The organism is Paenibacillus sp. PAMC21692 (genome assembly GCF_014303795.1).
In the GTDB taxonomy this organism is placed as follows: Bacteria; Bacillota; Bacilli; order Paenibacillales; family Paenibacillaceae; genus Pristimantibacillus; species Pristimantibacillus agaridevorans.
In genome coordinates this window covers 4354389-4374915 of record NZ_CP060293.1, presented here as the reverse complement: position 1 = coordinate 4374915, position 20527 = coordinate 4354389, and the positions used below count along the sequence as shown (strand labels likewise).

The 20527-nt window shown below is 54.7% G+C and carries 22 protein-coding genes; 1 reads left to right on the top strand and 21 read right to left on the bottom strand.

Annotated elements, in window-relative coordinates:
• Positions 1-191: 191 nt before the first annotated feature.
• The 6 genes from H7F31_RS17155 to nrdI form a co-directional block, all read right to left on the bottom strand.
• On the bottom strand, positions 192-1010 hold the full coding sequence (locus H7F31_RS17155; RefSeq protein ID WP_187099763.1) for a PhzF family phenazine biosynthesis protein: 819 nt from the start codon (positions 1008-1010) through the stop codon (positions 192-194).
• Between the two features lie 76 nt (positions 1011-1086).
• A complete protein-coding gene (locus tag H7F31_RS17150; protein ID WP_187099762.1) occupies positions 1087-1548 on the bottom strand; it encodes a GyrI-like domain-containing protein in 462 nt (153 codons plus the stop codon).
• 273 nt (positions 1549-1821) lie between these two features.
• Positions 1822-2736, bottom strand: coding sequence for an HPr(Ser) kinase/phosphatase (gene hprK / locus H7F31_RS17145; protein ID WP_087571057.1), 915 nt, complete (start codon positions 2734-2736; stop codon positions 1822-1824).
• A gap of 157 nt (positions 2737-2893) precedes the next feature.
• Positions 2894-3850 (bottom strand): class 1b ribonucleoside-diphosphate reductase subunit beta, encoded by a 957-nt coding sequence (gene nrdF / locus H7F31_RS17140; RefSeq protein WP_087571056.1) that lies wholly within the window; start codon positions 3848-3850, stop codon positions 2894-2896.
• A 120-nt stretch (positions 3851-3970) separates the two neighbouring features.
• The gene (gene nrdE, locus H7F31_RS17135; RefSeq protein ID WP_187105405.1) at positions 3971-6055 is read right to left on the bottom strand and encodes a class 1b ribonucleoside-diphosphate reductase subunit alpha; all 2085 of its coding nucleotides are present in this window, start codon (positions 6053-6055) and stop codon (positions 3971-3973) included.
• Positions 6056-6146: 91 nt separating this feature from the next.
• Positions 6147-6506 (bottom strand): class Ib ribonucleoside-diphosphate reductase assembly flavoprotein NrdI, encoded by a 360-nt coding sequence (nrdI, locus tag H7F31_RS17130; RefSeq protein ID WP_187099761.1) that lies wholly within the window; start codon positions 6504-6506, stop codon positions 6147-6149.
• A gap of 281 nt (positions 6507-6787) precedes the next feature.
• On the opposite strand from nrdI, the gene H7F31_RS17125 reads away from it, so the two are divergent.
• Positions 6788-7006, top strand: coding sequence for a hypothetical protein (locus H7F31_RS17125; RefSeq protein WP_087571054.1), 219 nt, complete (start codon positions 6788-6790; stop codon positions 7004-7006).
• A gap of 205 nt (positions 7007-7211) precedes the next feature.
• Here H7F31_RS17125 and H7F31_RS17120 read toward each other — a convergent pair whose 3' ends face one another.
• The 15 genes from H7F31_RS17120 to spoVAC form a co-directional block, all read right to left on the bottom strand.
• Positions 7212-7979 carry a class I SAM-dependent DNA methyltransferase gene (locus tag H7F31_RS17120; RefSeq protein ID WP_087571053.1) on the bottom strand — a complete coding sequence of 256 codons (768 nt, stop codon included), beginning with the start codon at positions 7977-7979 and terminating at the stop codon, positions 7212-7214.
• 2 nt (positions 7980-7981) lie between these two features.
• The gene (locus H7F31_RS17115; protein WP_187099760.1) at positions 7982-8920 is read right to left on the bottom strand and encodes a CvfB family protein; all 939 of its coding nucleotides are present in this window, start codon (positions 8918-8920) and stop codon (positions 7982-7984) included.
• Positions 8917-9264, bottom strand: coding sequence for a ribosome silencing factor (gene rsfS, locus H7F31_RS17110; RefSeq protein WP_108991458.1), 348 nt, complete (start codon positions 9262-9264; stop codon positions 8917-8919). Before rsfS ends, H7F31_RS17115 begins: the two co-directional genes overlap by 4 nt.
• 67 nt (positions 9265-9331) lie before the next feature.
• Positions 9332-9904 carry a bis(5'-nucleosyl)-tetraphosphatase (symmetrical) YqeK gene (gene yqeK, locus H7F31_RS17105; RefSeq protein WP_187099759.1) on the bottom strand — a complete coding sequence of 191 codons (573 nt, stop codon included), beginning with the start codon at positions 9902-9904 and terminating at the stop codon, positions 9332-9334.
• Positions 9879-10481, bottom strand: coding sequence for a nicotinate-nucleotide adenylyltransferase (gene nadD / locus H7F31_RS17100; protein WP_187105404.1), 603 nt, complete (start codon positions 10479-10481; stop codon positions 9879-9881). The genes yqeK and nadD overlap by 26 nt, the downstream gene beginning before the upstream one ends.
• Positions 10482-10736: 255 nt before the next feature.
• Positions 10737-11027: a ribosome assembly RNA-binding protein YhbY gene (yhbY, locus tag H7F31_RS17095; protein WP_087571049.1), complete on the bottom strand. Its 291-nt coding sequence runs from the start codon at positions 11025-11027 to the stop codon at positions 10737-10739.
• Between the two features lie 81 nt (positions 11028-11108).
• The gene (gene aroE, locus H7F31_RS17090; protein WP_261800025.1) at positions 11109-11987 is read right to left on the bottom strand and encodes a shikimate dehydrogenase; all 879 of its coding nucleotides are present in this window, start codon (positions 11985-11987) and stop codon (positions 11109-11111) included.
• Positions 11988-12038: 51 nt separating this feature from the next.
• Positions 12039-13166, bottom strand: a complete 1128-nt coding sequence (gene yqeH, locus H7F31_RS17085) for a ribosome biogenesis GTPase YqeH (RefSeq protein ID WP_187099758.1) — start codon at positions 13164-13166, stop codon at positions 12039-12041.
• On the bottom strand, positions 13163-13687 hold the full coding sequence (locus tag H7F31_RS17080; RefSeq protein WP_087571047.1) for a YqeG family HAD IIIA-type phosphatase: 525 nt from the start codon (positions 13685-13687) through the stop codon (positions 13163-13165). Before H7F31_RS17080 ends, yqeH begins: the two co-directional genes overlap by 4 nt.
• Before the next feature lie 133 nt (positions 13688-13820).
• Entirely contained in the window at positions 13821-16061 is a 2241-nt protein-coding gene (locus tag H7F31_RS17075) for a DUF4129 domain-containing transglutaminase family protein (protein ID WP_187099757.1), read from the bottom strand.
• Positions 16058-17302, bottom strand: a complete 1245-nt coding sequence (locus H7F31_RS17070) for a DUF58 domain-containing protein (RefSeq protein WP_187099756.1) — start codon at positions 17300-17302, stop codon at positions 16058-16060. The genes H7F31_RS17075 and H7F31_RS17070 overlap by 4 nt, the downstream gene beginning before the upstream one ends.
• 3 nt (positions 17303-17305) lie before the next feature.
• Complete coding sequence (locus H7F31_RS17065) at positions 17306-18241, bottom strand: AAA family ATPase (protein WP_397374711.1); 936 nt, start codon at positions 18239-18241, stop codon at positions 17306-17308.
• A 194-nt stretch (positions 18242-18435) separates the two neighbouring features.
• Positions 18436-18786, bottom strand: coding sequence for a stage V sporulation protein AE (spoVAE, locus tag H7F31_RS17060; protein ID WP_087571044.1), 351 nt, complete (start codon positions 18784-18786; stop codon positions 18436-18438).
• Positions 18783-19808, bottom strand: a complete 1026-nt coding sequence (gene spoVAD, locus H7F31_RS17055; protein ID WP_187099754.1) for a stage V sporulation protein AD — start codon at positions 19806-19808, stop codon at positions 18783-18785. The genes spoVAE and spoVAD overlap by 4 nt, the downstream gene beginning before the upstream one ends.
• Before the next feature lies 1 nt (position 19809).
• The gene (gene spoVAC, locus H7F31_RS17050; RefSeq protein WP_087571082.1) at positions 19810-20262 is read right to left on the bottom strand and encodes a stage V sporulation protein AC; all 453 of its coding nucleotides are present in this window, start codon (positions 20260-20262) and stop codon (positions 19810-19812) included.
• Between the last annotated feature and the right edge of the window lie 265 nt (positions 20263-20527).

Below are 20527 nucleotides of genomic sequence, written 5' to 3'. Positions count from 1 at the left end.
GCCTGGTGCCGATTCGCCAAACGTTGCAACGTGAAATGTCTGTCGCTGTTGTATAGCTTCGAAGCGCGTTCATTCCGGGGATGATAGGTTAAGTATGGGGATAGACTTTCCTATAATTGAACGGAAGAAACCTCCGGTTCACCGCTCTGTTCGCGGTATCGGAGGTTTCTTTTTTTTGCCGCTGATATCTTTTAACTCTCAATCGCACCTCTCAGCACGGTGACGGCATGACCGGAGAGCAGCACGCGCTCCTCCCTCATCGACATGCCAACCAGTCCTCCGCGCGCCGAAGCTTGATAGCCGGCAAGCTCCGTCCGGCGCAGCCGTTTGGCCCAATACGGCGCAAGACCGCAATGGGCAGAGCCCGTCACAGGATCCTCGTCGACGCCGAGTATTGGGTAGAAAGCCCGCGATACGAAGTCGTAACGCACACCTTCTGCTTCTGCCGATGAGTCTGCTCGACTGGTTACCACGACCCCTCGAGCATCCAGCCGCTTCAGCATGCCAAAGTCCGGTCTCAGCGTCCGTACGGTCCCCTCTCCGTCGATCTCCACAATATAATCCATCCGGTTGCGCCCGACATAACGGGGAATAAGTCCGAGACCTTCCAGCAGCTCCTGCGGCGCTTGCACCGGCAGCGGCGGCTCGGCGGGGAAGTCCATGGCAATGGTGCCATCTTCTCCATTGCGTATGGCGGTTAATCTCCCGCTAAGCGTGTCGAACGCCGCCTCCTTTGCCACATCCAACCGTCCGCTCTCCCACAGCACATGCGCGGCGGCAAGGGTCGCATGGCCGCACAACTCCACTTCCGCCTGCGGCGTAAACCATCTAAGACTGTATACTCTGTCATCCTGCTGCTGCACAAACGCCGTTTCGGACAAATTCATCTCCGCTGCAATCGCGGCCATCTCCAAGTCCGTTATGGGGTCATCTACGATGCATACCGCCGCTGGATTGCCCCCGTATCGAGTCCGGGTAAATGCATCTACTACATAGATCGGCCTGCTCAATTTGTCGCAACTCCTTCTCCAACCAACTATAATCGCAGAAAAAAAGAACCTGCTTCTGCAAGCTCTTTATAATCATTTAATGATCTTCTTCCCGCAGCGGAATTAGCAGCTCGACCGGCTCCTCTTCCCAATGCTGCTCGTCGATATAGAACAGCTCCAGTGATACGGCGCGTTCTTCTTTCTCCAGCTTCTGCTCAGCCATCCAGGTATTTAGCTGCTCGTAACCTTCTCCGACTCGCTTATTGGAGCTGGCTACCATGGCATACCGTCTGGCCGGAATCGTCCATTGCACCATGCCGGGAGGCACTTCCTCCAGATGCTGCACCTCATAACAAGCCCAATACGTCGCGAATGCTTCGTTACCATAATAAGGGCAATAAATGACAGTCCCCTTGATGGCTTCGTTTAATTCGTGCTTGCGCGACAGAATCTCCGTCTGCAGCCTGATGGCATCATCCGGGAAGGACGAATACGGGCCGCTGTAACTGATGCCCACCACATTGAGGGCAGGCTTTGTGACGATTGAGCAATTTTCCACGTTGTTTCCTCCTTCACGTTTTGTCGAGCAAAACTTGACCAGCCAGGCGGATGAACGCCTTTGACTCGGGTGAACTTGTGACAGATGGAAAATGGGCTGACTCCCTTAGTGTAACATGTCTCAAGACCGATGGATAGTCGGACTATCCTCCGGGATGCATTCGATGAGACCGCCGCCAGGTTCGTTCGTCGTACGATCCGCTTACACCAGTCTGCACCGGTTGCTCGATCTGCCTGGCGACGCCAGTCTATGCCGGTTGGTCTGTCAGGCGCCTTAATCGTCCTGCTGCTGCAGCCGCTGCATGAAGTCCTCCATCGCGCTGTAGCCCTGTTGCTTCAAATACCAGTTGTTCGCCGCGGCTTCGATGAGTCCTGCCACATCCCGGCCGGGCTGCAGCTGAATCTCGAAGTGCGGCACGCTGACGCCCATGTAATCCACGAATTTGGGCTCCAGCTCCAGATCGTTGTTGAGCTCGTTGTCGCGCCACTTGGTAAGCTCGATGTCCAGCGCGATCCGCGTCTCGTCCTGGAACGCCTTGCGTCCGTACAGCCGGACGACATTGACGAGCCCGACGCTGCGAAGCGCGAGAAACTCCTTGGACTTCTCGTTATGGCTGCCGAGCAGCGTCTGCGGGCTCAGCTTCTTGAGCACGACGATGTCGTCGGCGACAAGGCGATGGCCGCGCCGGATCAGCGTATGGGCCGTTTCGCTTTTGCCCACGCCCGACTTGCCCCGCAGCAAAATGCCGATGCCCGATACGTTCAGGCAGACGCCGTGCACCGCGATTTCCTGCGCCAGCTCCTTGACGAGATACGCTTCGAGCATGCCTAGGAAGGACGCCGTCGCATCCTTCGTCCGTAAAAGCGGAATGCCTTCTTGCTCGCAATATTTGGTCAAATACTTGAGTCCTTCCTGGCCTGCCGTCACGACGAAACAGGGCGGATGATATTTGACGATATTGCCGATATGGTGGTTTCGTTCCTCCTCCGTCCGGCTGTGCAGGTATGTAATCTCCTTCCTCCCCAGCACCTGAACATGCGCCTGCGGGAAAAAGTCGAAATACCCGGTGAACTCAAGGCCCGGCCGATAAGCGCGGGACTTCGCGATCCTGCGGTCCAATCGTTCGGCGCCTGCAAGCACCTCCAGCTTGAACCGCTGTGCCAATTGTAGAACGGCAATAGACTTCATTCTCCAAGCTCCTTTCTAGAGGTAGTTCACTCGAACTTTACAAGGTAGTTCACTCGAACTTTTTGAGGTGGCTCGCAAGCCTTTTTAGCAACAATCGCCCTCGCATAGCCGAAAGGCTTATTCGAGAGCGATGACATGAATGAGTATATGAATGTAGTTAGAAATTGAATACAAAATCGTCGTCATTCAGCGGTTCGACGTGAATCGTCCGCACATAGCCGTTGCCCTTCTTCGAGAAGAAGTCATGTTGCTTCGTATGTGTGCTGATGCCGTTAAAGACGATCGGATTGACCGGCTCTTCCGGGAAGTACGGCTCCATGCCAAGATTCATAAGCGCTTTGTTCGCGTTGTAACGAACGTAGGTTTTTACTTCGTCCTCCAAGCCAACCGGACCGTACAGGTCGTCCGTATAGATAACCTCGTTCTCGTACAGCTCGTGCAGCAGCGCAAGAACTTGCGCTTGCAGCGTAGCCTGCTCCTCTGGCGTGAACGTCGCGAACAACTCCTGAGCCAGTACGCCGACGTACAAGCCGTGGATGCTTTCGTCCCGAAGGATCAGGTCGATAATCTCGCCGCTGCTCGTCATCTTGCCTTGGCCCGCCAGATAAAGCGGGTAGAAGAAGCCGCTATAGAACAGGTAGCTCTCCAGGAATACGGAAGCAGCCATTGCCTTATACAGCTCTTGCGGGGTCGTTATGTTGGAATACCAGGTAGCGATCATATTCGCTTTCTTTTGCAGTTGAGGGTTCTCCTCCACCCAACGGAAGATCGCATCGATCTCTTCGCCGGAAGCCAGCGTCGTGAAGATGCTGCTGTACGACTTGGCATGGATTTGTTCCATCATCGACATGAAGGACAATACCGCTTTGCGCTGCAGACCGTCCACATGTTCAAGTATCTTAGGCATGCCGACGCCGCCTTGAATCGTATCGAGCAGCGTCAGTCCGCCCAGCACGTTCTTGTAGAGCGTACGCTCTTCGTCGGTCATCGCCATCCAATCCATCTTATCGTCAGATAACGGAATTTCTTCGTCCGTCCAGAATTGCATGACGTTCTGCTGCCAGAAGGTCAGTGTAAAATCATCGTCCGGGCGGTTCCAGTTAACGGCTTTCATAAGTAGGCATGCTCCTTCTTCGCTAACATAGTCGCGGGTTCGTCCACCCGCAGGGTGAAGCTGCGCTTTAAAGTTCCTGTTCAAAAAGTTCGGTTCTCAGCACAACTTTTTGACGACCTCTTAAACGGCGCAGCTTGTGCATTCTTCGACAGACAGGCGCTTCGTTCTTGTATAGTACAGCGACTTCAGGCCCTTCTGAGCGGCGTAGACGTAGAAGCGCGCCAGCTCGCGGGTCGTCACGTTGCTGTTAACGTGAAGAACGGTGGAGATGCCTTGGTCGATATGTTGGCCAATCTCGGCGATCAGGTCGATCAGCTTGAATTGGTTGATGTTATACGCCGACTTGTAATAGAAGAAGTTATCCTGCGACAGGTACGGCATCGGATAATACGTTGTCGAGTTCGCATAGGTTCGAGTCTCGATATGCTCGACGATCGGCATAACGCTCGATGTCGCATTTTGGATATAGGAGATGCTTTGCGTTGGCGCAATCGCCAGACGGTATGCATGGTACAAGCCGTGACGCTGCACTTTCTCCTTGAGCTCCGCCCAATCTTGCGGGGACGGAATCTCCATGCCCTGGAACAATTCCTTCACGCGGTCGGATTGCGGATGGTAGTCCGTCTCCATGTAACGAGTGAAGTAAGTGCCTTTCGCGTACTCGGAACGGTCGAAGTCCTTAAACGTGACGCCGCGTTCCTTCGCGATCTCCATGCTTTTTTCCAGGGAGTAGAAGTTCATCATCATAAAGAACGCGTTCGCGAATTCCTTCGCTTCGTCGCTTTCGTAAGCGATTTTGTTCTTCGCCAGGTAACCGTTCAGGTTCATCGCGCCGAGACCGACGGAATGCAGCTCGTCGTTTGCCTTGCGCACGCCCGGCGCGTTGTCGATCTTCGACAGGTCGCTGACCGTCGTAAGGGCTTCAATGCCGACATGAACGGAATCTTTGATTTTGCCGCGTTCCATGACGTTCACGATGTTAAGGGAAGCCAGGTTGCAGCTGATGTCGCGGCGGATGAAGTCCTCCACGCCGTAATCGTTGATTTCCGATGTCTCTTGCAGCTGGAAGATTTCCGTACACAGGTTGGACATCTTCACGCTGCCGATATCTTTAAGCGCATGTACGCGGTTGGCGTTGGACTTGTTCATGATGTACGGGTAACCGGATTCCAGCTGAATGGACGCAATCTTTGTCAGCATGTCGCGAGCGTTCATCACGGTTTTTTTCGTTACTTTGTCGTTGGCGAGAAGCTCATCGTACATCTCGTCCATGTCCATGTCATCCAGATGCTGGCCGTAAGCCTTATGCACGGAATGGGGACCGAATACGACCAGCGGCTTGTTCTGGGCAGCCAGCTCGTAAAATTTGTTCGGGATAATGAGTCCGATCGACAGCGTCTTGATACGCGATTTTTCGTCTGCATTAATTTTTTTGCAATCCAGGAACTCAATAATGTCCCAGCCGAAAATATTATAATAACCCGCGCCGGAGCCTTTGCGCTGGCCCATCTGGTCCGCATAGGAGAAAGCGTCCTCCATCAGCTTGAGCACCGGCATGATGCCTTTGGCCGCGCCTTCCACGCCTTTGATCGGCTCGCCGCGCCCGCGAAGCTTGGAGAGATTTACCGCCACGCCCCCGCCAATCTTGGACAACTGCATGCAAGTGCCCAGCACGTAGTTGATAGAGTTGAGAGAATCGTCCATCTCCAGCAGGAAGCAGGATACCATCTCGCCGCGGCGGCTCTTGCCCGCGTTCAGGAACGTCGGCGTCGCCGGCTGCAGGCGCTGCTCGATCATCGCTTCCGCGATGCGAAGCGCGCGGTCGGCATCTCCTTCGCCCAAATGCAAGGCTACAATCGCGACGCGGTCCGGATATTGCTCCAGGTAATGCGCCTTGTTGTTTGTCTTCATCGCGTAATCCTTGTAGAACTTCGAAGCTGCCATGTACGACTGGAATTGGAAACCGCTATTTGCCGTTAAGTTGAAGACGGCCTCCACTTGCTCGAATGTATATTTAACGAATACATCATCGTAATAGTCGTTCGTTATGAGGTAGTCCAGCTTCTCGCGCAGCGAGCCGAACTTCATGCTCTTCTGCTCCACTTCGGCCATAAATGCTTCGACCGCTTCCTTGTCTTTCTCTAACTGGTAGAACCCGTCGGCTCCGCGTTGCATCAACTGATTGTTCAATTCGATATGTTTCATGTCTGTTTGCTTCGTATCGCTTTTCACTTCGGCCTTGGCTTCGGCTAGGGTCGCCGTCGCTCCCATCGCTTTCGTATCTGTGCTTAGTTCGTCAAATAGCTTCAATGGCACGCACCCTTTCGACAAAATATTGCATATCCCGATTCGTTCCCGACAACTCAAACTTCAGTATGACCGGCACATCGTACAGCGTGGAGATCGTATCCGCGCTCTTGGCGAAGCCGCTCCCCCAATTCCGATTGCCGCTTGCCGATACGCCGCGAAGCAGTCCATGATTGTTCCGCAGGAACGTGTTTACTTTCTCCGGCACCTGACCGAATCCCGTCGTATAAGTGACGAGCACGAACGGTTCGTTGATCTCCGTATTTTCGTCGATCTGCACCGATCGCATATTCAGCTTGTTGATGAACCGCTTCACGTTTCCCGTCTTCGAGTCATAGACAACTAACATCGCATGCCAGCTCCCCTACTGATTTTTAGCAATGAAAAAGCGCTTCTACCCCTTTACAGCGGGCAGCTGCGCCTCGTTGCGATATACCATTGGTAGATCTCATAAGCCCTTAAACCATCAATATGTAGTTGATGTTTCTGATTTTACATCAAGATATAGGTATAGTCAATGAAAATTATGGAGATCTTATTAATCTATTTTTTTTGACATGCTCGACTATTTTAACAGATAAGACTATGATGGGATAGTGACATTTTATAGGTATAATGGGGGTTGAAATTATGAGAAAATTGACATCCGAAGAGGTGTTGTCGGCGCTTAAGGACATGCAGAGAGCGTCCGGCATGGACGCAACGGACGTGTTTGCCTATATAAAAGAACTGGAATCCAAGGCATCCAGGCTGGAAGAGGAGCTGCGAAAATTACGCCGTTCCGCATCCCGCAAGCCGGCATCGGGGTCGCCGATGAACAGTCGACTTATGGATGCATTGAGGGAATGATCCACCACGCGGGAACCTCGCTCTGCAATTTGGCACATGCTTACCAATATCGACATTTCGACACCAGATATGAATAGCATCCAAAAAACAGGACGTTCGAACTATCGTCGCAAGTGGAGGTTCGCGAACAGCGACAAAGCCCCTGCCCGCGCCTAAAAAAAGCGCTGATAGAGGCTCGTTGTTGATTCTGAGCGAAACATTGCGATTATTTGATCGCGGCAAAAAATAGACGCTCCGAGCCGGCGTTCCGCGGCTTAAACTCAAAATCCGCGTATTCATCCACCGTACGGAACCCCGCGCGGCGCAGAGCCGCAACGACCCACTGGGGGTCATAAGCCCGCTGATGGTGGGTTTCCTCGAAGCGGTAGAACCGGGCGTCCTTCTCGCGCGCGAAGATCGTCAAGTTATGCTCGATCTGGCAGCGCTGCTCTTCGAAGTCGCATGTCCATATGTAGGCGATATCCCGCTCGTCAAGGACAAACGGCTGCTCCGCTGCGTATCGGATCAGTTGGGACGGAGGGTGCATGTCGAACAGAAAGGATCCTCCGTCCTTAAGCGCCCGGTAAGTCGCCCGGAATGCAGCTTCTATGTCGGCTTCCTCCGTCAAGTAATTTAGACAATCGCAGAACGACAAGACGGAGTCTACGGGCTCTCCGATCCCCCAGTCCCGCATATCCTGCTGCAGCCAACGAATCGTGCCGGCACGAGGCCGTACAGCCTGCTCGGGCGTTTCGTCCCACTTGCTCCTGGCGACGGATAACATGTCCGAAGACAGATCGATGCCGTAGACATGGAAGCCCGAACGCGCAAGCGGGATGGACAAGCTCCCCGTTCCGCAGCCCAGATCCACAACAGAGGAGGGCATGCCGTAACGCGACCAGCTCTCGCGGGCGAACCCGAGCCAATCTACGTAGGGCATATCCTCCATCAGTTGATCATAAACGAGCGCGAATTGTCCGTAGGATTGCCCCATGATCACTTGCCTTCAGTCCCTTCTTCGCGAGTTGCACCGCCGGCTGCACCGGACTCCTCCTGCTCGGCGGCCAGATGGGTCCAGCTCCCTTTTTGCGTCACGATACCTTCCCGCATCAGCTTGCCAAGCGCCCGCTTGAAGGCGGACTTGCTAATCCCGAAACGTTTCTTGATAAGCTCCGCCTCGGTCTCGTCGGAGTATGGCATAGCTCCGCCAGGGCGTTCCTTAAGGAACGCTAAAATACGGTCAGCATCCTCGACGCGGCCAACTTCCTTGCGCTCCGTCATCGACAAATTGACTCTGCCATCTTCCCGAATAAAGGTGACGCGGGCTCGTACGCGTTCGCCGAGACGAAGCGCCTTCGTTCGTTCCGGGCTCGGAATAAGCCCGTACACGCCGAAGCCGACGACTCCGCCGTCCACGATGACAAAGGAGCCCATCTGAAGCGATTTCGTCACCCAGCCCTCCACCCAGCTATTTTTCCACGTTGCGGGAGCAGGGAAAACGAGCGGCGACAACTCTTCCTCGAAGGCCGTCTTGGCGACAAGCCTGCCGATCTTGTCATGGCGCATCGTGACGTATACTTCATCGCCGGGAAGCGGGCGATACGGGATGCTCTCCGGCAGCTCCGAGAGCGGCAGCAGCAGGTGACGGCTAAGACCCATCTCCAGGAAGCAGCCCAGCCTGGGATGCACGTCCACCACCCGAAGCCGCGCCAGCTCTCCAAGATGAAGCAGCGACTGCTTCATTGTCGCGGCGATGCGGTCCTCGGAATCGTAATAGATGAACACGTCGACGGAATCGTCGATATGCGGCTTGGAGCCAATCAGCTCCGTATAGTGCAGCAGCACCTCCGACTCGCCGTCGCTCAGAAAGAAGCCGTAAGGCGATACTTCTCTTGCGACGCGCAGGGTCTGTCTCGTGCCAGCGGTCAGCGTCATGCGAATTCCACGACCTTCGCGTCCGACCACAGCCGCTCCAGGCTGTAATATTCGCGTTCTTCGCGGTGGAAGACGTGGACGATCACATCGCCGAGATCGATCAGCACCCATCTTGCCGTATCCATGCCTTCGAGACCGCGTACCCTTGCCCCGTTTTTCTCGGCTTGCTTGCGAATCTCCGTCGCGATCGCCTGCACCTGCGTATCGGAGTTGCCGCTGCAGATAACGAAATAATCCGCCACCAGCGACACTTCCTTAAGATTAAGCGCAATGACGTCCACGGCTTTTTTATCTTCTGCTGCATCTACCGCGATTTTCATCAATTCATCGGAATGTACGGTCATTCACGAGCCTCCTTTGGCGTTCGCCAAGCAAACGCGTCATCGTTTTGTTTGATTGTAATACGTTCTATTATGATTTGCCCGACAATTCCTCGATCAATCCATTACGCGCCTCTACCGTTAACGGATAGATCCGCTTGCCTCTGGCGATCAACACGCCGATCGTGCCGTCCAGCCCCGCAAGAACGGCCCGATCCAGACTTTGCTCGGCGAGCGCGCGGATATCGTCCACGCCGGGAAAATTTCTCCCCGGCTCGATGTAATCGGCAAGCCAGACCACCTTCTCCAGCTTCGTCATACCTCGGCGGCCGGACGTATGATAGTTGATCGCATCCAATACCTCCGGATCCGTTACGCCGTATTCCCGCTGCGCAACCCATGCGCCTGCCAAAGCATGCCACAATTCCTTGTCATAGTCCAGTACGTCGGATGACAGAGCGTTATCGCGAATGATGGCCGCTTGACGGTCGACGGGCCAGAACTTGGCCACATCATGCAGAATCGCTGCCAGCTCGGCCCGCTGAGGATCCTCGCCGTACCGCTCCGCCAACACGATGGCTGTCGCCATAACGCCCTCCGTATGCAGCCACCGTTTCTCCGGCATCTCCGCACGCACTCTATCGATCATCTCTTGTCGATCCATACCAACCATGCCTCCTAATCATTGCGTATACCGCGTCCGGCACTCGATAACGGATCGACTTCCCTACCGCCAGCCGTTCGCGAAGCACGGTCGACGATATGCCGATCGCCGGCATTTCCGCAAAAGTTATGCGGCAGCGAAGTTCCTCCGGCAGCAGCTCCGGCGTTGCCGTCGTCTCCGGCCGGGAGAGGCCGATAAACGTCACGAGCTCGGCAAGTTCTTCGATTCTATGCCACTTGGCCAAGTCGTTGATGCGGTCGGATCCGATAATATAAGCAAAGGAGTGATCGGGATGTTGCTCCCTGAGCGATCGCACCGTGTCGATGGAATAGCTTGTGCCTCCCCGACGCAGCTCGATATCCAGCACGCGGAACCGATCCTGGGTAGCGATGGCCGCGGCTACCATCTCGTAGCGGTCATTCTCGGATGCGCCTGGCGCGCCCGATTTGAGCGGCGGAGATGAAGTAGGAATAAACCACACTTCATCCAGCCCGCACTCTGCCATCGCCGATTCGGCTGCGATGAGATGACCAATATGGATGGGATCGAAAGTGCCGCCCATTATGCCAACTTTGATCACACCGATCACCTCCAGGTACCGTTGTAGTAATTTAAATAAGAGTTCAAAAAGTCCGGTTTTCAGCACCGAGAAGATTGGATGCAGGTAGAAACTGAGGAGCGGAGCGTAGTGGAAGCTACGTGAGCACCTGCAATGTTTCCGTAGGAAACATTCTTCGAAAGCATCCGCTTAGGTTCGCCTGCATTCAATATTCGATGTCGAGTACGCTACCTGAGTTACTTCGTGATGGGAAGCGGACTTTTTGAACTTCCTTTACGGCAGTTCGATATTTTTGTGATCCTTGGATTCCTTGTAGAGCACGATCGTCTTGCCGATAACCTGCACCAGCTCGGCGCCGGCTGCCGCGGCTACTTCCGCCCCGATCTCGCGAGGATCGTCCATACAATTGTTAAGGACGGACACTTTGATCAGCTCGCGTGTCTCGATCGCTTCGGAAATATGACGGACAAGATGATCGTTCGTGCCTCCCTTGCCGACCTGAAAGATCGGCTGAAGATGATGCGCCAAAGAGCGCAGATGTCTTTTTTGTTTGCCTGTTAACATAGAATACCGTTCCTTCTTTCGTATACGAATACGCGGCGGCGCCAGCGCTTGCCACGCCAAAAACCTAGATTGCTTATTATATTATTGCCCTGCTTGGAGCGCCTCCAGCACCGTCTCGCGCATAGCCGCAACAGGCGCAACCTTCCCCGTCCAATATTCGAACGCGTATGCTCCTTGATAGATGAACATGCCGAGCCCGCCATGCGTCCTGCAGCCGCCCGCTTCCGCTTGCAGCAGGAACTCCGTCCTCAGCGGATTATAGATGAGATCGCTTGCGACCGCGCCGGGCTTCATCCACCCCGCTTCGATCGGCGATTGACCTACGTTCGGATACATGCCGACCGAAGTCGTGTTAATGACGATATCCGCATCGCCGCACCAGCGCTGCAGCTCATCATTGGAGATGGCGTGAACACCCGCCGAAGCGCCGCCAAGCGATTCCGCGAGTTCTTCCGCGCGCTCTACCGTCCGGTTAGCGATCGCGACGGACTCCGGCTTTTCTTGAAGCAACGCGTACACGATGCCCCGCGAGGCGCCGCCTGCGCCGATTACGACGATCCGCTTGCCGGCAAGGTTCGGCTCCGCTTCTTCCTTCAAAGATCTTACATAGCCGATGCCGTCGGTATTGTAACCGATCAGTTTGCCGTTATCATTGACGATCGTATTAACGGCACCGATAGCCCGAGCTCCCGGATCGATCTCGTCGATCAGCTCCATCACTTGCAGCTTGTGCGGAATCGTCACGTTAACGCCGCGAATCCCCATCGCCCGCACGCCGGTTATGAATCCCGGAAGCGACTCCGAGGTGATATGGAACGCCGTATATACGCCGTTAATGCCGCTTTCGCGAAATGCCCGATTTAGCATAATCGGCGACTTGGAATGCCGGATGGGATCGCCGATGACGCCATACAATACCGTATGGCTGTCTATGGTCTCCCGTTTAATATGCTCAGTCACAACCGCTCCCCTACTTTCTAACCGCTTGTACGAAAGTCCACTCAGGACGGATCAAATCATCGAATCGCGAAGCAGAACCTTGACGCCCTTCGGCGCATAAACGTCAATCAACGCCCCGCGGAGGCCATTGACCTGAATCCAGCCCAGTCCAGCGATAAAGACATCCTGCTTCTCGCCTGGCTTAACGCGCAAGGAATGCCGCGTCCACTCCGGAATCGAAGCCAACTCATCACGCGAAGGAGCGCCCAGCAACTCGCCCTTGTGCTCCTCGTACAGCTCGTCCGCCCGCTCCATCTTCGTACGATGCACATGCAGCGCGTTCGAGATGTACAGCGTGAACGACTGGCGTTCGCCCTCGACAAAGTCGAATCTGGCAAGACTGCCGATAAACAGCGTCTGCTGCTCGTTCAGCTGGTATACCAGCGGTTTGATCGGCTTGTCCGGCAGCAGCGAGCCCAGGAAGCTGCGCGGCACGACCTCCGTCATTCGGCTGGAGTAGACAATTCCCGGCGTATCGATGATCGACTTGCCGTCATCCAGCGGTATGTATACCGCATCCAGCGTCGTGCCTGGGTAACGGGAAGTAGTCAATTCCCGCTCCATATTGCTGTAATCGCGGATAAGACGGTTAATCAGCGTCGATTTGCCGACGTTTGTCGCTCCGACCACATAGATGTCGCGGTCGCCTCGATGCTGCTCAAGCGCTTCGATGACATGTTCGAAGCCCATGTTCCGCTTCGCGCTGCACATAATGACATCCACCGTGCGAAGGCCCTGCGCCTTGGCTGCGCGCTGCACCCAATTGCGAATCCGGTTCACGTTCATCCCCTTCGGCAGCAAGTCAATCTTGTTGACGACGAGCAGCACCGGGTTATTGCCGACGAACCGTTGCAGGCCCGAGATCAGACTGCCCTCAAAATCGTACAAATCGACGATGTGAACAACAAGGCTGTTCGTCGTCCCGATGCTGCCGAGCAGCCGCAAAAAGTCGTCCTGATCAAGAGCAACCGAAGACGCCTCGTTATAATGTTTGATGCGGAAACATCGTTGACAGATGACCGGATCACGCTGCAGCGAAGCCTCCGGCAGGAATCCCGGCTTCTCGGAGTTTTCCGTTTGCAGCGTTACGCCGCATCCCGCACAGGAAGGCGTCTGTTCTCTTAGTTGCTGGTCTTTCACTTCGTTTCCTCCTCGTACCACAATCCGCGCTTGCGCAGTCTGGCCAATGCAATTCGTTCGATCCGGCGGTTGAACAGCGTCATAAAGCCCTCATCCGCCGGGGAAATCGGCGCGACCAGAATCGTATATAATCCCATTCGATTGCCGCCAAGAACATCCGTCATCATTTGATCGCCGATCATGACGGTTTCATTCGCTTTAAGTCCCAGCATCGCAAGAGCTTTGCGAAATGCTCCTTGGGTCGGCTTTCGCGCTGCGTGAACGAACGGAATTTGGAGCGGAGCCGCGAAGCTGCCAACTCTTGTTTCATTATTATTGGACACGATAACGACACTGAACCCCGCATCCCGCACCTTGTCCAGCCAAAGTACAAGTTCAGGGGTTGCCAGCGGTTCCTTGGCGCCGACCAGCGTATTGTCCAGATCCGTGATGATTCCCCGGACCCCTTGGGCGGCGAGAACATCTAGATCGATCTCGTATACCGAACCCACCCTCATATTCGGAAGAAGCCTTTCGAACATTCTGTGATCCCTCTCTCTTTCTGCCTGCTATCTTACGAAACTATACCATACAATCCGAATTTGTTGCAAAAAAAAGCCGCCGCCGGCGTACCGGCAAGCGGTATATATTATTATAGTAGGAATAATTTCAAGGTTATTTCAATTCACCGATCAAATAACGGATTTTGCCTGCAAACCGCTCGGCTTCTTCTCGTGAGACGGCAGCCTGACCGTATTTGGCATGCTCGAAGCTGTCAAGCACATAACGGAAGTCATCCGTAAGCCTCTTCTGCTGTTTCGACCATCTCAGAATCGCTTCCCGCAGCGTCTCATGTTCCTCGCGGCGCATGCCTCGCTTATGACACTGGCGCAGCAGCCTGTTCGTCTCGACGACAATCAGTTCGTTCGACGAGTAGTCCCGGCCTACCAGCTTGTTCCACAAGACCGGAATATCGCGGCGACGCAGCACGAGCCACAGAGCAGCTCCGGCAACAAGAGCGGATACTACAACGATCATCCATACAGCAGTTCCCTTCGATTCTGTTGGCACCTCGGCATTGACAGCCGGCTCATCAACAGAAGGCGCTACTGTAGGCAGAGGCGTTTCTTCGCCTTCCGCTACCATATAAGGGAAGGAGAAGCCCGCGGTAGCCTCGAACGAAATCCAGCCATATCCCTCAAAGTAAATTTCTACCCAAGAGTGGGCATCCGAGTTGCGAACGGTGTACATCCCCGCGCCTGATGGGTTGAAGTCTTCACCGTCCAGCATCTCTCCCGGACCGTAAAGATCGGCAGGCAACACGCCCGGCGCAAATCCTTTTACCCAACGAGCCGGCATGTCGAGACTCCGGGCAAGCACAGCCATCGCCGAAGAGAAGTAGTCGCAATACCCTTCCATCAGCTCAAAAAGAAACTGATCGACGAAGTCTTCGCTTGTTCCCGATAACTTGGACAAGTCAGGTTTGTTATTATAGACAAAGTTGCTGCGCAAATAATTCTCGATCAGACGAGCTTTTTCGTAGTCGTTTGCGCCGTCTGCGGATATTTGCACCGCAAGATCGCGAACCCGTTGCGGCAACGACGCCGGCAGGCTCGTATAAACCTGCTGCAGATTTTGCTCGGCGAAGGACGCATCCGCTTCCTTGAGCCCTTCTTCATCCAACAGCGTGATGGTTGACGTAAGCGAATAAGACTTGGGGTACGAATCGGGATCCCCCCATCGCAGCTCCCACTCATACGGCTTCCATCTCATGAGATTAGGAGAGAAATTCCCGCTTTCCTCGTTGATCCAATTCACGCTGGATACGGGAGCCGCTCCGAACAGAACGGGATAAGTATCTTCCCTGATCATCGAGATTATCTGGCTCACTTCCACCGTCTCCGCAAGCGAACGGTCCTCTGCGGCTAGCAGAGCTTGCTCCTGGTTCACCCTTGCGGTAGTATCGATCGTCCGATTGTCCGCATCTACCCATCCGGTGCCCGTGTAGATGGCTTTGGACTCCCCTCGCCAATAGCTCCGTTGGGAGGTGGAAACGGTCATCATCGGCGAGTAATCATAGTCGAATCCGCCGCCGAGCGAGCCATCTTCCCGGCTGTAGCCGGAGCTGGCATTCGCTGTACTTTGAGGCGTATTGTTCGCCGGTACGGCCTTGTCTCCCAGGAACACGCGGACCTGCTCGCCCCTGGCATTTTTCCAAAGGGTGTAAGGATCCTGCAGCAAAGGTGCGGTAGACGGCACATTCACGCCGATCAAGACTAGCAGCGCGAGTACGATAAAAGTCGGCGTTATTAGGCCGACAGGATATTCGAACAACGTCCTCCAGCTATCGGGATGCGTCAATTGGAGCTTCCTCAGATGATGGACGACCAGCCATAAGAGGCCCGTAAATACGACGATTGCCACATCATCCCACAACCAGATTGGCGTAAATGAATCTGCTATAGTCAAGACCAGCAGAGCAGCGCCGACGATGCCGAACAAGCGCGTCCGCGTAGTAGCCCAGGCGGCGAACAGCATATGCAAACCAAGCAATGCCAAGCTAATCCATATAAACGGATGGAGCTGAGCAAGCTGCTGCTCCATCCACCAGCCCCATTCGCTGCTGTCCGCCGGCGCGGCAATATACCATTCCTTGCGCGCGAAGCGGTAAGTCACCCAGATGGCGGCAATCAGTTGGAAAGTCCAGCGAACCCATCTAAGCTTCTGCGGCAGAAGCGCGTCCACTATAATAGCCGCTACAAGCGTCGCATATGCGATCGTGTAGCTTTCGTGCCACCAGTATCCGTCGAATACCGCAACGCAAGCCATCAGAATGACGCCAACGAATAAGGAAACGAATCGTTCATACCAGCCGGCAGCCATATAAGCGCCGACCCAGGATAATACCTTCTTCATGCGGTCACGCTCCCTTCCAAGGCGGAAGGCAGATCCTGAAGATGCTTCACTTCGTACAACTGCCAACCTCTGCTGCGAATAAGACCTTTCCAGGCGATATTGCCGCTCAGCTTGTCGTCCGGATCGCCAATATGAATGAGACAAGGCGTCACGCCTTTGCGGGACAGCCATTCCATGCTTCGTATCATGCCGCTGCCGATATCGGCCGTAACAAGCAGTACGAAGCAGCCGGGCTCAATCATATATTCCGAGCGTGTGAGGGAATCATAGATCCGATAGGGTGCATCCGGACTCACGCTGGTCAAATGCTTCATGGCCAGGCTCCGCTGCTCCACGCCGGAGCGCGGGGGAAGCATCGTGACTTTCAAGCCTGCGGAGAGAAGACCCATCGCCGTATCATCCTTTAGGCCGTGCTCGATGAACGATGCCGTTACGGAGACGGCCAGCTCAAAGCGGTCTTGAGAGTCCCCATAGGAATCCGCATGCCTGTCTAGAATAAGCAGCGTGCGGGGAAGCGATTCTCGCTCAAACGCTTTGGACTTCCATTCTCCTGTTTTGGCCGTAGCGTTCCAATGCACGCGTGACAAACGATCGCCGTAGTGATACTCGCGAACGCCGTTAATTTGCGTGGTCTCCTTCGCCGAGCGAGACGCGGCCGCGTGGGAATACGGTCCGCGAATTCCCCGTTGAAATCCGCTCCATTGGCGAAGCGGAACAGTCTGCGGGAGCACGCTGAAGGCCGATTCCGTCGCAAAGCTGCCGGAATGCTCGAACAGGCCGAATACGTCGTAAGCGAGACATTCCGTCTCCGCGAAGCGATATTCTCCCCGGGGAAGCGGAGGCGTTCGATAGCTGATGGAACCCGTCCGCTTCCAGTTCGGCACAAACGACGTCTCGAATTGGAATACCCTTCCGTCGTGCCGGACAAATCCGTCGCGGACAATGACATAAGGAAGCGGATAGTAGCCCGGAATACGAACCTCTACGTTCACGTCGAGCGAGCTCCCCGCTGTTAATGTATCCGGCTGCGAGCCCGAGCCTTGAAGAACATGCATTCTGCTGCCCTTTACCTTGGCAATGCCGCTGTAGCGTCCCAGCAGCAAATACAACAGCAGCAAATTGAGAATAATGAAGAGCATGAGGGACGTCTTGCCCCCCTGGAACAAGAAGTAGAACAAGCTGCTGACGTAGACGGCCGCGATGAACGACTTGCGGAAGCGCTGCTTCTTCTTCTCGTTCATACGTTATCTCTCAAGCCGGACAGGCACTTTGGTCGACTGAAGCACTTGATCAACGACGTTGTCCGCCTTTAGTCCGTTCATGCGAGCCTCCGTGCGTAGCAGCAGGCGATGCGACAGCACGTATGGCGCAAGCGCTTTTATATCGTCCGGGGTTACATATTTGCGTCCGTTAAGATAAGCAGCCGCCTTGGCGGCCCTAGCCAGCGCGATCGTCGCGCGAGGGCTCGCCCCGAGCACCACTTGCGGATGCTCGCGCGTGCCGCGAATAAGGCCGACCAAATATTTGCCGACGGCATCATCCACATGCACCTGCAGCACTTGCTGCTGAATATGCGCAACGTCGCTTGCTTGAAGCACCGATTGGATCATGCTGGAAGGCTGAATGGCGCGATTGCCGGCAATCATGCCCTGCTCGTCTTCTTCGCTTGGGTAGCCCAGCGACAGCTTCATCATAAATCGATCCAGCTGCGCTTCAGGAAGCGTGTACGTTCCTTCGAACTCTATGGGATTTTGTGTCGCGAGCAGAACAAAAGGTTGCGGAAGCTCGTACGTATCGCCGTCTACAGTGACATGCCCCTCCTCCATCGCCTCCAGAAGCGCGGATTGTGTCTTCGTAGTGGCTCGATTGATTTCATCGGCCAGCAATATGTTGGTCATCACGGGGCCGGGACGGAACATAAACGTCTCCTGCTTGGGATGATAGATAGAAACGCCGGTAATATCGGTAGGCAAAAGGTCGGGATTGCACTGAATACGGCGGAATTGGCCGCCGATTGATTTGGCCAGCGCCTTCACCAGCTGAGTTTTGCCGGTGCCGGGCACGTCCTCCAGCAACACGTGGCCGCCTGCCAGCACGGCGACTAGCAATCTTTCAATTTCTTCTTTTTTTCCCAGGATGCAAGAGTTGAGATTAGCCAGAATCGATGAGCATAATTGCATGTCGTCGGTACGAATATCCACGATGAAATGACCTCCCGGAAAATAAAGTTATATAAAACAAAATCTTGTAACTCGCACTAATGTGGGTATAAAATGTGCGCCAATAATACTATTTTACAGTACTAGCTCAACCCGCACAAATCGCAGTCATCCAAAAAAAATTGGAGAATCCTACAGGATTCTCCATGGTGAATTCATCCCTTCGGCCGAATGACGAGGGCCGCGAGGAACGAAAATATGATCGCAGCCGAAATGCCTGCGCTTGTAACCTTGAATATGCCGGATATGACGCCGATCCAGCCCTGATTATGCAGCTCGGTCAACGCCCCGTGCACGAGCGCGTTACCGAAGCTCGTTATAGGCACCGACGCGCCCGCACCGGCGAATTTGACCAACGGCTCGTACAAATCAAAGCCGTCCACGATGGCGCCGATAACGACCAAAGTCGCCATCGTATGGGCGGGAGTCAGCTTAAGCACATCGAACATTAACTGTCCGAGCACGCATATGGCCCCCCCGACCAGAAAAGCCCAGAGAAATATCATGCCTGCGCCTCCTTTCCGGCAGCAGCAATCGCTACCGCATGGGCGATTCCAGGAATGCTCTCGCCCTGCTGGAAGGAAAGCGGAGACAGCAGCGCCCCCGTCGCAACGACGAGTATACGTTTAAGCTCCCCCTTGGCAATACGTTTCAAGAGATGACCGTAAGTCACTACAGCCGAGCAGCCGCAGCCGCTCCCCCCCGCTTGCACCTTCTGTTTTTGGACATCGTACACCATTAGACCGCAATCTCCGAATACCGTATGGTCCATGGGAACACCGTCCTGCATCAGCAGCTCCTTGGCGATGGGATGGCCGACCCCGGCCAAATCTCCTGTTACGATCAAATCGTAATCCCCTGGCGAACGACCCGTATCCTCAAAATGCGTCTGGATCGTATCCACCGCCGCCGGGGCCATTGCCGCGCCCATATTAAACGGATCGGTTATGCCAAGATCAACAACCTTGCCGATTGTCGCGCACTCAACGACGGGACCGTTGCCCGTGGCTGCAACGAGCGCTGCACCAGCGCCGGTGACAGTATATTGCGCCGTCGGCGGCTTCTGCGAACCGTATTCCGTCGGGTAGCGGAATTGCTTCTCCGCTGTACAGTTATGACTGCACGTGCCGGCGAGCACTTGGGTCGCGGAACCGCTGTTGACAAGCTGAGACGCGAGGGCCAGCGTCTCCATCGAAGTCGAGCAAGCGCCGAATACGCCAATATATGGCGCGCCAATCGATCTTGCCGCAAAGCTGTTGCTGATGATCTGGTTCATCAGATCCCCGCCGATATAGAACTGCACGTCACTGCGCTGCAAGCCGGCCTTCTGAATCGCGAATTCGGATGCTTGCTCCAGCAGCAAGCGCTCCGCCTTCTCCCAGCTTTTCTGCTGCATATCCAGCTCAGGATGGACCAGATCGAAGTCTGCTGCCAGCGGTCCATCTCCCTCGTCCGGGCCAACCACCGTAGCCGCTCCGATGATCACAGGCTTATTCTCGAACCACCAGGTTTGTTTGCCTTTGAGCATCCTATTGCCCCCCAGTGCCAAGAATAAGGTGAGCGATGCCTACAAAAAATGCTGCAACAGTGCCATAGACGATTACGGCTCCCGCCAGCTTAAACATATTTCCGCCTACGCCGAGTACGAGCCCTTCGCTCCGATGCTCCAACGCGGCGGAGCACATCGAATTTGCGAACCCCGTCACCGGTACCGCAGAGCCTGCGCCCGCGAACTGAGCAAGCTTATCGTACACGCCAAGACTCGTCAGAATGACGGAGAGCAGAATGAGTACCGCTACAGTCGGATTGCTCGCTTGCTCGGGCGTCATGTTCATCAAATGCATGAACAGCTCCATAATGACTTGCCCAAAGCAGCAAATCGCCCCGCCTATCAGAAACGCCTTCACACAATTGCCGAACACGGAACGCGGCGGTTCTTTCCCTTTGGCAAACGTTTGATACTCTTTTGGTGACATTGACATTTTCTGATAACGATTAGCAGCCGCCCCTTTGCCTGACTCGGAACTTGCCTGAGAAATGGACCCCTTGGACGCCAATGCTCTCTCCTCCTTCAAGATCGATCGCCAGCAGCCGTCATGTCCGCCGACATCTGACACCGATCCCAATCCTTCCTTCCCGTTCATTATTTGATCAACCGCCACAAATTATCCCGCCGAACCGGACTTTGGTTAAATTACCAATACCTCGAAGCACCATTGATCAATATCCCGACTGTTCAGAAACTCT

Excerpts from the sequence above, each read along its gene's own strand:
- hprK (WP_087571057.1), bottom strand. The coding sequence starts at position 2,736 with ATGAAGTCTATTGCCGTTCTACAATTGGCACAGCGGTTCAAGCTGGAG.
- nrdF (WP_087571056.1), bottom strand. The coding sequence starts at position 3,850 with ATGAAAGCCGTTAACTGGAACCGCCCGGACGATGATTTTACACTGACC.
- nrdE (WP_187105405.1), bottom strand. The coding sequence starts at position 6,055 with ATGAAACATATCGAATTGAACAATCAGTTGATGCAACGCGGAGCCGAC.
- nrdI (WP_187099761.1), bottom strand. The coding sequence starts at position 6,506 with ATGTTAGTTGTCTATGACTCGAAGACGGGAAACGTGAAGCGGTTCATC.
- H7F31_RS17125 (WP_087571054.1), top strand. The coding sequence starts at position 6,788 with ATGAGAAAATTGACATCCGAAGAGGTGTTGTCGGCGCTTAAGGACATG.
- H7F31_RS17120 (WP_087571053.1), bottom strand. The coding sequence starts at position 7,979 with ATGGGGCAATCCTACGGACAATTCGCGCTCGTTTATGATCAACTGATG.
- H7F31_RS17115 (WP_187099760.1), bottom strand. The coding sequence starts at position 8,920 with ATGACGCTGACCGCTGGCACGAGACAGACCCTGCGCGTCGCAAGAGAA.
- rsfS (WP_108991458.1), bottom strand. The coding sequence starts at position 9,264 with ATGACCGTACATTCCGATGAATTGATGAAAATCGCGGTAGATGCAGCA.
- yqeK (WP_187099759.1), bottom strand. The coding sequence starts at position 9,904 with ATGGATCGACAAGAGATGATCGATAGAGTGCGTGCGGAGATGCCGGAG.
- yhbY (WP_087571049.1), bottom strand. The coding sequence starts at position 11,027 with ATGTTAACAGGCAAACAAAAAAGACATCTGCGCTCTTTGGCGCATCAT.
- H7F31_RS17080 (WP_087571047.1), bottom strand. The coding sequence starts at position 13,687 with ATGTTCGAAAGGCTTCTTCCGAATATGAGGGTGGGTTCGGTATACGAG.
- H7F31_RS17075 (WP_187099757.1), bottom strand. The coding sequence starts at position 16,061 with ATGAAGAAGGTATTATCCTGGGTCGGCGCTTATATGGCTGCCGGCTGG.
- H7F31_RS17070 (WP_187099756.1), bottom strand. The coding sequence starts at position 17,302 with ATGAACGAGAAGAAGAAGCAGCGCTTCCGCAAGTCGTTCATCGCGGCC.
- H7F31_RS17065 (WP_397374711.1), bottom strand. The coding sequence starts at position 18,241 with ATGCAATTATGCTCATCGATTCTGGCTAATCTCAACTCTTGCATCCTG.
- spoVAE (WP_087571044.1), bottom strand. The coding sequence starts at position 18,786 with ATGATATTTCTCTGGGCTTTTCTGGTCGGGGGGGCCATATGCGTGCTC.
- spoVAD (WP_187099754.1), bottom strand. The coding sequence starts at position 19,808 with ATGCTCAAAGGCAAACAAACCTGGTGGTTCGAGAATAAGCCTGTGATC.
- spoVAC (WP_087571082.1), bottom strand. The coding sequence starts at position 20,262 with ATGTCAATGTCACCAAAAGAGTATCAAACGTTTGCCAAAGGGAAAGAA.